9 protein-coding genes are annotated in these 13,100 nt (G+C 66.2%); 5 read left to right on the forward strand and 4 right to left on the reverse strand.

Features of this window, described 5'->3' with window-relative positions; all coding sequences use genetic code 11:
* The first annotated feature begins 62 nt into the window (after nt 1–62).
* The 4 genes from mfd to QOL57_RS04420 all read left to right on the forward strand — a co-directional run bounded on the left by mfd (nt 63) and on the right by QOL57_RS04420 (nt 5,577).
* Nucleotides 63–3,527, forward strand: coding sequence for a transcription-repair coupling factor (gene mfd / locus QOL57_RS04405; protein ID WP_089239731.1), 3,465 nt, complete (start codon nt 63–65; stop codon nt 3,525–3,527).
* 82 nt (nt 3,528–3,609) lie between these two features.
* Nucleotides 3,610–4,125, forward strand: coding sequence for a hypothetical protein (locus tag QOL57_RS04410; protein WP_089239729.1), 516 nt, complete (start codon nt 3,610–3,612; stop codon nt 4,123–4,125).
* A 184-nt stretch (nt 4,126–4,309) separates the two neighbouring features.
* Nucleotides 4,310–4,915 (forward strand): HD domain-containing phosphohydrolase, encoded by a 606-nt coding sequence (locus QOL57_RS04415; RefSeq protein WP_089239727.1) that lies wholly within the window; start codon nt 4,310–4,312, stop codon nt 4,913–4,915.
* Nucleotides 4,916–5,016: 101 nt separating this feature from the next.
* The gene (locus QOL57_RS04420) at nt 5,017–5,577 is read left to right on the forward strand and encodes a hypothetical protein (protein ID WP_089239725.1); all 561 of its coding nucleotides are present in this window, start codon (nt 5,017–5,019) and stop codon (nt 5,575–5,577) included.
* 81 nt (nt 5,578–5,658) lie between these two features.
* On the opposite strand, the gene QOL57_RS04425 is transcribed toward QOL57_RS04420, so the two are convergent.
* Together QOL57_RS04425 and gpmA are read right to left on the reverse strand one after the other, a co-directional pair.
* Entirely contained in the window at nt 5,659–7,749 is a 2,091-nt protein-coding gene (locus tag QOL57_RS04425; RefSeq protein ID WP_089239723.1) for a M13 family metallopeptidase, read from the reverse strand.
* 191 nt (nt 7,750–7,940) lie between these two features.
* Nucleotides 7,941–8,690, reverse strand: a complete 750-nt coding sequence (gene gpmA / locus QOL57_RS04430; RefSeq protein WP_089239721.1) for a 2,3-diphosphoglycerate-dependent phosphoglycerate mutase — start codon at nt 8,688–8,690, stop codon at nt 7,941–7,943.
* A 94-nt stretch (nt 8,691–8,784) separates the two neighbouring features.
* Here gpmA and nfi point away from each other — a divergent pair, with 94 nt between their 5' ends.
* Complete coding sequence (gene nfi / locus QOL57_RS04435; protein WP_089239719.1) at nt 8,785–9,498, forward strand: deoxyribonuclease V; 714 nt, start codon at nt 8,785–8,787, stop codon at nt 9,496–9,498.
* Here nfi and QOL57_RS04440 read toward each other — a convergent pair.
* Nucleotides 9,483–10,457, reverse strand: a complete 975-nt coding sequence (locus tag QOL57_RS04440) for a cation diffusion facilitator family transporter (protein WP_088100452.1) — start codon at nt 10,455–10,457, stop codon at nt 9,483–9,485. The two genes, nfi and QOL57_RS04440, sit on opposite strands and share 16 nt — an antisense overlap.
* Nucleotides 10,458–10,597: 140 nt before the next feature.
* Nucleotides 10,598–12,844: a TonB-dependent siderophore receptor gene (locus QOL57_RS04445; protein ID WP_089239717.1), complete on the reverse strand. Its 2,247-nt coding sequence runs from the start codon at nt 12,842–12,844 to the stop codon at nt 10,598–10,600.
* Nucleotides 12,845–13,100 lie beyond the last annotated feature (256 nt).

A 13,100-nucleotide genomic window follows, 5' to 3' on the forward strand; every position in this document is an offset into this window, starting at 1 on the left:
CGCTACCCCGGTCACGTAATGATCATGGGCCCGGCGGGGGCTTCTGCTAAAATCCGCGGTTCATGTCGCGTACTCCATTCCCCGCCCCGCCGTTGCCACGTGCCGGCCAGCTCCGCGCCTGGTGGCGCGCCCCCGCCTCGCCCACTGCCCTGGCCTGGTATCTGGCCCAGGCAGCGCGCACGCATGATGCCCCGGTACTGGTGGTGGCCCGTGACAACCACGGTGCCAACCAGATCGAAGCGGACCTGCATACCCTGCTGGGAGGCGACCCGAGCCTGCCGGTGGTGGCATTCCCGGACTGGGAAACGCTGCCCTACGACCGCTTCAGCCCGCACCCGGACATCATTTCGCAGCGCCTGTCGGCCCTGCACCGCCTGCCCACGCTGAAGCGTGGCCTGGTGGTGGTGCCGGTGCAGACCCTGCTGCAGCAGCTGGCCCCCCGCAGCTACGTCATCGGCGGCAGCTTCAATCTTGAAGTCGGCCAGCGCCTGGACCTGGAAGCGGAGAAGCGTCGCCTCGAAAGCGCCGGTTACCGCAACGTGCCGCAGGTGATGGACCCGGGTGACTTCGCCGTGCGCGGTGGCCTGCTTGACGTCTACCCGATGGGCGCCGACGAGCCGCTGCGGGTGGAGCTGCTGGACGAAGACATCGATTCGATCCGTGCGTTCGATCCGGAAAGCCAGCGCTCGCTGGACAAGGTCGACGCGGTGCACATGCTGCCCGGCCGCGAAGTGCCGATGGACGACGCCAGCATCGCGCGGGTGCTGGCCACCCTGCGCGAGCGCTTCGACGTCGATACCCGCCGCAGTTCGCTGTACCAGGATCTGAAATCGGGCCTGGCGCCGGCTGGCATCGAGTACTACCTGCCGCTGTTCTTCGAGCGCACCGCCACCCTGTTCGACTACCTGCCTGCCGGCAGCCTGCCGGTGGTCTGCGTCGGTGCCGCTGAAGCGGCAGAGACCTTCTGGACGCAGACCGGAGAGCGCTACGAGCAGCGCCGCCATGATGTTGAACGGCCGCTGCTGCCACCGTCGGCGCTGTACCTGTCGCCGGACCTGCTGCGCGAGCGTCTGAACGACGCACCGCGCATCGAGGTATGGGCGGCCGATCACGCGCGCATTGCCGAGGCGCATGCGCTGGGCGACCAGCCGTTGCCGCCGCTGCCGGTGGCCGCACGCGAGGCGCCGGCCGGTGACGCACTGAAATCCTTCCTCGGCCACTACCCTGGCCGCGTGCTGATTGCCGCCGATTCACCCGGCCGCCGCGAGGCCCTGCTGGAAGTGCTGCAGGCCGCCGAGCTGAAGCCGCCGGTGGTGGCCGACCTGCTGTCCTTCCTGGCCAGCGACGAACGCTTCGCCATTGCCGTGGCGCCGCTGGAAGATGGCTTCGCATTGGACGCACCGCACATCGCGGTGCTGACCGAACGCCAGCTGTTCCCCGAGCGCGCGGGCAGAACGCGTCGCACGCGCCGCGCCGGACGTGAGCCGGAAGCGATCATCCGCGATCTCGGCGAGCTGACCGAAGGCGCGCCGATCGTGCACGAGGACCATGGTGTCGGCCGCTATCGCGGACTGATCGCGATGGATGTCGGCGGCATGCCCGGCGAATTCCTGGAAATCGAATACGCCAAGGGCGACCGGCTGTATGTGCCGGTCGCGCAGCTGCACCTGATCAGCCGCTATTCCGGCGCCTCGGCCGAGACCGCACCCCTGCATTCGCTGGGTGGCGAGCAGTGGAGCAAGGCCAAGCGCAAGGCGGCCGAGAAGGTGCGTGATGTGGCCGCCGAACTGCTGGAGATCCAGGCCCGCCGCCAGGCGCGTGCCGGACTGGCACTGCAGGTGGACCGCGCGATGTACGAGCCGTTCGCCGCCGGTTTCCCGTTCGAGGAAACCCCGGACCAGCTGGCCGCCATCGACGCCACCCTGCGTGACCTGGCCAGCAGCCAGCCGATGGACCGCGTGGTCTGTGGCGATGTGGGCTTCGGCAAGACCGAAGTCGCAGTGCGTGCCGCATTCGCCGCCGCCAGCGCTGGCAAGCAGGTGGCGGTGCTGGTGCCGACCACGCTGCTGGCCGAACAGCATTACCGCAATTTCCGCGACCGCTTCGCCGACTATCCGATGAAGGTCGAAGTACTGTCGCGCTTCAAGAGCACCAAGGAGATCAAAGCCGAGCTGGAGAAGGTCGCCGCCGGCACCATCGACGTCATCGTCGGCACCCATCGCCTGCTGCAGCCGGACGTGAAGTTCAAGGACCTGGGCATGGTCGTCGTCGACGAGGAGCAGCGCTTCGGTGTGCGCCAGAAGGAGGCGCTGAAGGCACTGCGCGCCAACGTGCACCTGCTGACCCTGACCGCCACGCCGATCCCGCGTACGTTGAACATGGCCATGGCCGGGTTGCGCGACCTGTCGATCATCGCCACCCCGCCGCCGAACCGGCTGGCGGTGCAGACCTTCATCACCCAGTGGGACAACGCGCTGCTGCGCGAAGCCTTCCAGCGCGAGCTGGCACGCGGTGGCCAGCTGTATTTCCTGCACAACGACGTGGAAAGCATCGGCCGCATGCAACGCGAGCTGTCCGAGCTGGTGCCCGAAGCGCGCATCGGCATCGCCCATGGGCAGATGCCCGAGCGCGAACTGGAAAAGGTGATGCTGGACTTCCAGAAGCAGCGCTTCAACGTGCTGCTGTCGACCACGATCATCGAATCGGGCATCGACATCCCCAACGCCAACACCATCATCATCAACCGTGCCGACCGCTTCGGCCTGGCCCAGCTGCATCAGCTGCGTGGCCGCGTCGGTCGTTCGCACCACCGCGCCTATGCGTACCTGGTTGTACCGGACCGTCGCTCGATCACGCCCGACGCGGAAAAGCGCCTGGAAGCGATCGCCTCGATGGACGAACTGGGTGCCGGCTTCACCCTGGCCACCCACGATCTGGAAATCCGCGGTGCCGGTGAACTGCTCGGCGAAGACCAGAGCGGGCAGATGGCCGAGGTGGGCTTCAGCCTGTACACCGAGCTGCTGGAACGCGCCGTGCGCAGCATCAAGCAGGGCCATCTGCCCGACATCGATGCCGGTGAAGAAGCGCGTGGCGCCGAGGTCGAGCTGCATGTGCCGGCGCTGATTCCGGACGACTACCTGCCGGACGTGCACACCCGCCTGACGCTGTACAAGCGCATTTCCAGCGCGCGCGACAGCGATGCGCTGCGCGAGCTGCAGGTGGAGATGATCGACCGCTTCGGCCTGCTGCCGGACGCGGCCAAGAACCTGTTCGCCATCGCCGAGCTGAAGCTGCAGGCCAGCACGCTGGGCATCCGCAAGCTGGACCTGGGCGAGAACGGCGGCCGCATCGTGTTCGAATCCAAGCCGAACATCGATCCGATGGCGGTGATCCAGCTGATCCAGAAACAACCGAACCTCTATGCCATGGACGGTCCGGACAAGCTGCGCGTCAAGCATCCGCTGCCGCTGCCCGAAGACCGCTTCAATGCCGCACGTGCGCTGCTGCTGACCCTGGCCCTGCGCTGATCGATATCCAAGGTTCCGGTCCGCCGCGGGCGGCAGACCGGTGCCCTTTCCGTTTACTGCGCCCGCGACAAGGAGTGTTGCCGTGAATCGTTTCGCCCCCCTTCTGCTCGCCACCAGCCTGGGCCTGCTGGCCGCCTGCCACAGCGGCATGAGCAACCGTGATTACCTGCACGAAAATGTCGCCAGCTGGAACGGCACGGTCAGCATGGTCGAACAATGGACCAACGGCCCGAACGGCGAGTCCTTCCATGCGTCGCTGCAGGATGGCAAGAGCATGCAGCAGCACCGCTTCGGCCTGAAGAACGCGCACAAGGAGATCGCCGACCGGCTGGTCTTCGTCCAGCAGTTCACCCATGGCAAGGACGCCGATGCACTGCACCAGAACCTGCTCGATTCCCTGAAGAGCACCGAACAGATGTTCGCGGTGATGGAACAGCTGGCTGCCCTGCCCGATGGCTACAGCGAAGAACAGGTCACCCCGCTGCTGCAGACGCTGGATGAGGCCGTGACCAAAATGGACGAAGACATGCAGACCCTGAGCGACGCGCAGGACGCCTTCGCCAAAGCCCATCGCATCCACCTGCAGACCACCGGCTGATCCACGCCGCCCCGGTTGCCGACGCGGCCGGGGCGACGACACGCTGCACGACTGAACGCACGGCCCCACGCGATACCGTCGATGGGCCCCGCGCAACACCGATGCGGGTACCCTATGCGCCGCCCCGGCCCGCTCTTGCGGGCCTTTCCGTTTCCTGCGCGGCTTGCCCGCGCCGCCAGTTCCGATGCCCCTGCCCAGACCTCCCGACCTCCTGCACGCGCAGGCCTGCCTGATCGACGCCCTGTCGATGTCGCTGCAGATGCGTGATGCCTATACCCGCCACCACTGCGACCGCGTGGGCCTTCTTGCACAGCACCTCGCCCTGCATTGCGACCTGGATGAGGAAGCCTGCGCGCAGGTCGCTCTGGCCGCGCGCTTCCACGATATCGGCAAGATCGGCATTCCCGACGACGTACTGCTGAGCCCGCGCCGGCACAGCGATGAAGAACGCGCGATCATGCGCGAGCATCCGGTACGTGGCGAACACATCTTCCTGTCCACCGGTCGCAGCGATGCGGCGCCGGTCGCTCGCCTGATCCGCGCCCATCACGAAGCGTTCGACGGCAGTGGCTATCCCGATGGTCTGCAGGGCGAGAACATCCCGCTGGGCGCACGCATCGTCACCATCGTCGATGCTTACGATGCGATGACCAGTGCACGCCCCTATCGCGCGGCGATGGAGCATGAGACGGTGCTGCGGATACTCGATGAACAGGCCGGCGGCCTGATCGACCCCTACGTACTGCAGCGTTTCCACGGCATGCTCAAGCACGAGCCGGCGCTGGCCTGAGCATTCACATGCCGGGCTGCGCCTCGCTTGCGCAGCCGCGGCAATCCTCGCAAGCTGATGGTCGGCCAAAGACGGTCGCCTGCTTACGAGGAGCACCACCCATGAAAGGAAACACCCGCACCGCCGCACCGCTGGGACTGTTGCTGTTGGCCCTGGCGCCGTTCGCGCAGGCCCAGCAGGAGGGCAACGCGCCCACTGCCGTCTGCCTGTCGCGCAGCCAGGTCACCGCCGGCACCTCGCCCGCCGCCCTGATGAACGCCCTGCCCCGCTGCGTGCAGGATGGGCGCATGCAGGACGCCATCGATCTCTACAACATCGCCGGCGTATTCGCCCATTTCGATCGCCAGCGGGTCGCTGACGAGACCGGACACGGTGCCTACAACGCGCTGAAGGCGATGGCGGGTTCGGCCATGGGCGAGGACAATCTCGGCCGCTTCGACAGCGCGTTGAAGGCGCAGCTGACCCCCGACAAGGCGCCCGCCTATGTCGCTGGCATCTGCACCTTCAGCAAGCGCGTGGGGCCGCCCTCGTATACCCCCACCTACATGCTGGCCCATGGCATGTCCAACTTCACCGGCACGGGTGGCGGCCTGGTGCCAGGTTTCGACCCGGCCAGCGCGTGGCAGGCGACGTTGTCGCAGTACCTGAAATGCCCGGGCTGACCAGCAGCCGGTTGTAGTGGTTGCCAATGAAAAGGCCCGGCTTGCGCCGGGCCTTCTGCTTCACGCGTTGCGGGCGATCGGTTACCAGATCACCACGCGCTTGTCGTCTGCGCGCACCATCGCATCGCCGGCCTTGCACTGGAACGCAGCGGCATAGGACGGCATGTTCGACGGCGCACCGTTGGCACGGAAGTTCGCCGGTGCGTGCGGATCGGTGTTCAGGCGCACGCGCAGCTCACCGTCGGTGAAGTTGCGACGCCACACGGTGGCCCAGTTCATGAAGAAGCGCTGGTCCTGGCTGTGGCCGTCCACTTCAACGTTCGCCTTCGGGTTCTCCTTCAGCGCCATCTGCAGTGCATCGTAGGCAACGGTCAGGCCACCCAGATCACCGATGTTCTCGCCCAGGGTCAGCTTGCCCTTCACGAACACGCCCGGCACCGACTCGTAGCCGTCGAACTGGGCGACCAGCTGATCGGTGCGCTCGGTGAACGCCTTGCGGTCGCTGTCGGTCCACCAGTTGTCGAAGTTGCCGTTGGCGGCGAACTGGCTGCCGGAGTCGTCGTACCCGTGCATCATCTCGTGGCCAATGACCGCGCCGATGCCGCCGTAGTTCAATGCTGGATCCGCCTTGGCGTCGAAGAACGGCGCCTGCAGGATCGCCGCCGGGAACACGATCTCATTCTTGGTGGCGTTGTAGTAGGCATTGACGGTCTGCGGGGTCATGCCCCACTCGGTCTTGTCCACCGGCTTGCCGACCTTGTCCAGCATGTAGCGGTAGTTGAACGCGCGCGCGGCCTGCATGTTGCCCAGGTAGCTGTCGGCATTGGTCTGCAGGCCCGTCCACTCACGCCACTTGTCCGGGTAACCGATCTTCGGCGTGAAGCTGGCCCACTTCTCCAGCGCCTTCTTCTTGGTTTCCTCGCCCATCCACGGCAGCTGTTCGAGGCGAGCCTTCAGCGCCACCGAGAGGTTCTGCACCAAGTGCTGCATGGCCACCTTGGATTCGGCCGGGAACACCGCATCGACATACAGCTGACCGAGGGCTTCGCCCATGCCGCCGTTGACCGACTCCAGCACGCGCTTCCAGCGCGGCTGCATTTCCTGCTGGCCGCGCAGGGTCTTGCCATAGAACTCGAAGTTGGCCTTCTCGAACTGGCTGCTCAGGTACGGCGAGGCATCATCGATGGTGTGGAAGCGCAGGTAGGACTGCCAGGTGGCGGCCGGCACGTCGGCCAGCATCTTGTCCATCTCGCTGAAGAAGCCCGGCTGGGCCAGCGAGAACTTCTGTGCGGCCGGCACCTTCAGGGTGTCGAACAGCGCGGTCCAGCTGAAGTTCGGGGTCAGCTTGTCCGCGTCGGCGGCGCTGAGCGGGTTGTAGCGCTTGGCCGGGTCACGCATCTCGATGCGCGACATCGAGGCCTTGGCCAGGCGGGTCTCGAACGCCATCACCGCCTTGGCCTGTTCGGCGGCCTGCGCCGCGTCCACGCCGGACAGCGTCAGCACCTGCGCGATATAGGCAACGTAGGCGTCGCGGATCTTGGCCTGCGACTCGTCGAAGTAATAGCCCTTCTCCGGCAGGCCGAGGCCGCCCTGGCCGACGTAGGCGATGACGTTCGCCGAATCCTTGTAGTCGGCATTGGCGAACAGCGAGAACAGCGCACCCTGGCCCTGCGCCTGGCTGTCGCGCAGGTACTGGGTGATGGCGGCGGTGTCGTTCAGCGCGGTGATCTTGTCCAGCGTCGGCTGCAGCGGCGCCAGGCCGGCGGCCTCGATCTTCGCTTCGTCGTTGCCGGTCTTCCAGATGTCACCGATCTTGGCTTCCACCGAGCCGGCCTTGGCCTGGCTGGCGGCGGCCTGCTGGACCAGCGCGTGCTGCACTTCCAGCGAGCGCTCGCGCAGGATCTCGAAACTGCCCCAGGTGGTCTGGTCGCCCGGCACCGGGTTGGCCTTCAGCCACTTGCTGTTGACGAAGCCGTTGAGGTCGGCGCATGCAGCAATGGACGGATCCAGATCGGCGCTTTTGAGGCTGATCAGCGCGGTCTTGATCTGCGACTGGTCGAACGCCGGCTTGGCGGCGTCGGCAGCGGGCGCGGTCTCGTTCTTGCCACAGGCGGCGAGCGAAGCAGCGATGGCGATGGTCAGGCCCAGCGGGACCAGATTGCGGAAGTTCATGAGGCTCTCCTGCGGGTAATTCCACAGGGTAGCCGGGAAGGCCGGCAATACGGACCGGCCAAAGGTCACAGGAGTGCGCCTGTAGAGCCGAGCCCATGCTCGGCTGCTTTCTGAAAACGTCGGCAATGCATCAGCCGAGCGTGGGCTCGGCTCTACAAAAGCGAAGGCCGGCGTGCGCCGGCCCTTCGTTCTTACTTCGCCTTGCCCTGGTTAGCCACGGCTTCAGCAGCCTTGCGTGCCGCCTCCGGGTCACCCAGGTAGCGGAACGACTTCACGGTGAGGTCGTCATTCAACTCGAACAGCAGCGGGATGCCGGTCGGGATGTTCAGCTCGAGGATTTCCTCGCGCGAGACGTTGTTGAGGTACTTGTACAGCGCGCGCAGCGAGTTGCCGTGGGCGGTGACCAGCACGGTCTTGCCGTCCTTCAGCTGCGGAGCAATCGCGTCGTGCCAGTACGGCAGCACGCGGTCCAGGGTGGTGGCCAGCGATTCGGTACCCGGCAGCGCGTTGCGGTCCAGACCGGCGTAGCGACGGTCATGGATCGGGTGGCCCGGATCTTCCAGGTCCATCGCCGGCGGCGGGATGTCGTACGAACGGCGCCACACCTTGACCTGGTCTTCGCCGTGCTTGGCGGCAGTCTCGGCCTTGTCCAGGCCCTGCAGGCCGCCGTAGTGGCGCTCGTTGAGGCGCCAGGACTTGCTCACCGGCAGCCAATCCTGATCAAGCTCGGCCAGCGCACCCTGCAGGGTGTGGATGGCGCGCTTGAGCACGGAGGTGTGGGCGACGTCGAACTGCAGGCCTTCCTCGCGCATCAGGCGACCGGCGGCGGCCGCTTCCCGGCGCCCCTGCTCGGTCAGGTCGACATCCACCCAGCCGGTGAAGCGGTTGTCCAGGTTCCACTGGCTCTGGCCATGGCGCAACAGTACGAGTTTACGGGTCACTGCAGGGTCTCCAACGCGAGGAAAGGCAGGCGGCCATTGTAGCCCCGGCGCCTGCTCACCGCGCCGTGGCGGTGCGGATGTCATCCTGTGGCCGATGAATACCGTGATCGACCCCGGACGCTGGGAAGGCAGCGTCAGTGCCGCCCGCGAGCAGCAGAAGCAGCTGGCCTCCCGCGTGCAGCGCCAGGACCGCCTGCCCGCCACCGTGCGCTGGCTGGCGGGACTGGATGTCGGCTTCGAGGAAGACGGCGCGATCACCCGCGCTGCCGCCGTACTGCTCGACGCGGAGACCCTGCAGCCGGTGGCGCAGGAAATCGCCCGCATCCCCACCGTCATGCCCTATATCCCAGGCCTGCTCAGCTTCCGCGAACTGCCGGCGCTGCTGGCGGCGTTGGCGTTGCTGCAGCGAACGCCGGATCTGGTGTTCGTCGATGGCCACGGCATCAGCCATCCGCGCCGCCTGGGCATTGCCGCACACCTGGGCGTGGTGACCGACCTGCCCAGCATCGGCGTGGCCAAATCGAAGCTGGTTGGCCGCTTCATCGAGCCGGGCGCCGAGGCAGGCGCGCATACGCCGTTGATGGATGGCAGCGAGCAGCTCGGCTGGGTGCTGCGCAGCAAGCTGCGCTGCAAGCCGCTGTTCGTCGCCGGCGGACATCGGGTCAGCGCCGATACCGCGCTGGCCTGGGTGCAGCGCACGCTGCGCGGCTATCGTCTGCCCGAGCCGACCCGGCTCGCGGATCGGCTGGCCTCACGGCGCGACGAGCAGAAGCAGCGCAGAGCTGATGCCGCTCAGCGATGCACGTGACCGCGATGGCCCTGCGCATCGGTCGCCGCATGATCGTGCCCGGCGTGATCGTCGTCCTTCGCTGCTGACGGCTGGCCACAGGCTTCGCCGCAGTGGTCAGCCTCGATCTGCAGGGTCACGTGTTCGATGCCGAAATCATCGTGCAGGCGATCACCGAGTTCGCGACGAAGGCGGTCGGCATCGTCGCCTTCGCGCATCACGATGTGCGCGGTCAGCGCCGGCGTGCTGGAAGCGAGGGCCCATACGTGCAGGTCATGCACGTCCAGCACCGCGTCATGGTCGGACAGACGGTCGCGCACCTTGGCTACGTCCATGCCCTTGGGCACACCTTCCAGCAATACGTTGATGGCTTCGCGCATCAGCACATAGGTGCGTGGCAACACCCATAGACCGATCAGCACGGCCAGGATCGGGTCAATCGGCTTCCAGCCGGTCCATTGGATCAGCAGCGCACCGACGATCACCGCCACCGAGCCGAGCATGTCGGCCCACACTTCCAGGTAGGCCCCCTTCACGTTGAGGCTCTCGCCGCTGCCGGCCTGCAGCAGGCGCATGGAAATCATGTTGATCACCAACCCGGCCGCGGCGATCACCAGCATGCCGGTGGAGGCGATCTCCTGAGGTTGGCGGAAGCGACCGATGGCTTCCCACAGGATGTAGCCGGCGACCACGAACAGCATGGCGCCGTTGATCATCGCACCCAGTGCCTCAAGGCGTGCATAGCCGTAGGTGCGGCGCGCATCCGGCGGACGCCGGCTCAGCCGCACGGCAACCAGCGCGATCATCAGCGCCAGGGTGTCGGTGGCCATGTGCGCGGCATCGGACAGCAGCGCCAGGCTGTTGGTCCAGAACGCACCAACCACCTCCACGACAAGGAAGGTGGAGGTCAGGCCGAGCGCCCACCACAAGGGCTTCTCGTGGCGGATCTCGGATGGCAGGTGATCGTGGTCGTGACCCATGGCAACAGCTCCTTTGCGATGGAGGCAGGCTACGCCGGCGGGCGTTGGGAAACTATCACGGTGTTTATAACATTTCAGGCCTGCACGGCCGGCGCAAACGAGGAGGGTGCCGGCCAACGGCCGGCACTACCGCCTGACGATCAGAACCCGAAACGCAGGCTGGCCCAGTAAGCGCGGCCGGGTTCGTTGTACGTCGCCGCACCGGCATCGCTGCTGTTGGCCTCGCGGAACAGGCGCTTGTCGGCCAGGTTGTTGACGCCGAAGCCCACGCTGACCGTATCGGTCACCTTGTAACGCGCGCTCACGCCCCAGACGTTGTACGCGCTGCGGGTCTGCAGCACCGTGGACGCATCGCAGTTGGCCGTGCAGCGCGGATCGTTGTTGATGTTGGCCGTGGCCGGCTCCTGCTTGCCGTAGAAGGTGCCGGTCAGCAGCAGCGACAGCTGCTCGGTGGCCTGCCAGTCCAGCATGGTGTTGACGGTGTACTTGGGAATCACCGACAGCGGCTGGCCGGTGCTCTTGTTTTCGTTCTCCACCATGTAGGTGAAGTTGTTGCTCCACTTCAGGCGGTCGCCCTGCTCGCCCAGCAGCGGAATCACCAGGTTGCCCTCAAGCCCCTGCACGATGGCCTTGGGTGCGTTCTCCCAGCGGAAGATGCGGCCCTTGCTGTCGGCCGTCAGGCCGATCTGGGTGTAGCCGGCCTGGATCTTGTCCTTGTAGTCGTTGTGGAAGTAGGTCAACGAGGCCTGCCAGCCGCTCTGCGGTGCCCATTCCACGCCCAGTTCCTTGTTCAGACTGGTCTCTGCCTTGAGATCCGCATTGCCCTGCATGTAGCAACCGGCGCCCAGGCTCGGCAATGCGTTCGGGCAGCCATTGCCACGGGTGTAATACAGATAGTCCGGGTTGGACTGGTACAGGTTCGGCGCCTTGAACGCGCGTGCGATGCCGCCCTTCACCACCCAATCACTGTTGAGCCGGAACTGCGCGTTGAGGCTCGGGCTGGTGTTGTTGCCGAACTGGCTGTGATGGTCGAAACGCAGGCCCGGGGTCACGATCCAGCGCTCGCCCAGGTAGATGTTGTCTTCCACGTAGACGGCGGTGGTCTGCGCATCGGACTTGCCGCGTGCGCGATCGGCCGAAAGGCCCGGAATGCCACCACCGCTGCTGCTGGACTGGCTCATGGAATACGGATCGGTCAGCCGGCTGTCGAGGTATTCGAAGCCCAGCGTCCACACGTTCCCGGCGCCGCCGAGGGTGGTCGGGAAGCTCACTTCGCCGTCCAGCTGGTAGTTGCGCAGGCGCGAGGTCGACCAGTCAGCGCCATTGAAGCTGCCTTCCGGGCCACCGGCCAGGCCTTCGTTGATGCGCGAATTGTTGACCCCTTCCACTGCTGCGGTCAGCCGCGAGCTGACATCGCCCCAACGTCCGCGATGGGTGATCGCGCCGGTGCTGCGGTACATGCGGTTGGTCTCGGCCTGCTGCTCGGCCAGCGCACCAAGATCGACGCCGGTGGAGGTGCCTGTGTTGCTGACCGCACGGTCGCCGGCATAGATGTTGCCTTGGCGGCTGGTGCCGGCCTCGAATTCGACCACCTGGTTGGCGGTCACGTCCCAACGCAGCAGCGCGTTGACATCGCGGTTCTTGACGCCCTCGCGGCCCGCCGGCGGTACCGCATTGGCACCGGTGGCGAAGTTGCGGTTGAGATCCAGAGAATCGGCATCGGTCTTGTTGAGGTTGCCGTACAGCCGGAACGACAGCGTGTCGGTCATCGGCCCGCTCAGCTGCAGGCCGACGCGCTCGCTGCCACCTTCGGCACTGTGTTCGGGCACCAGACCGTACAGATCAACCGCGCCGGTCAGGTCGCCGGTCGGGCGCTTGGTGATGATGTTGACCACGCCACCGGAGGCACCCGAGCCATAGCGCGCCGCCGCCGGGCCGCGCAGCACTTCGATGCGTTCGATCATTTCCGCCGGCACCCAGTTGGTATCGCCACGCGTGTTGCGCTCGCCACTGCGGCCCATGCGCACCGCGTCGCGTGCGCCCACGCGCTTGCCGTCGATCAGGATCAGGGTATTTTCCGGCCCCATGCCGCGCAGATCGATCTGCCGGTTGTTGCCGTACTGTCCCGACGCGCTGTTGCCGGTCAGATTGACGCCGGGCATCGTACGCAGCAGTTCGGCGATGTCGTTGACCGGCGGTCGCTTGGCGATGTCTTCAGCGGTGATGGTGGAAGTGCCCAGCGCCTGCCGCGCGATCTGAGAGGCGGTGACATGCACGGTATCGATATCGGTGGCATCGGTTTCCGCATGCGCGGTAACCGCAGCCCCGGCCAGCAGGGCGGCGACGGCGAGCGCCAGCGGGCGCGGTGAAAGAGTGGTTGCAGGCATGTTCTGGACCTTCTGGCAGGGCAGCGGAAGCCTCTGGCATTGGGCACGAGGCGGCGACGGGAGAGGTGGAACGATCACTGCGGGATGCCCGCAGGTCGGTTCCTGCCGTCATTTTTTCACAAATGCGAGTGATTCTCAAATGCGTCAACGCATTGCGACATCGGCCGGCATGTGCTCTGCCCGGGTTTTTCGGCCTGCATGGCGCTTAAACTGGCTGGCTTACCTGCCATCAACCGTCGACAGCTGCGGCCGATAC

The sequence above is a fragment of the Stenotrophomonas sp. yr243 genome (assembly GCF_900184195.1).
Classification (GTDB): Bacteria; Pseudomonadota; Gammaproteobacteria; order Xanthomonadales; family Xanthomonadaceae; genus Stenotrophomonas; species Stenotrophomonas lactitubi.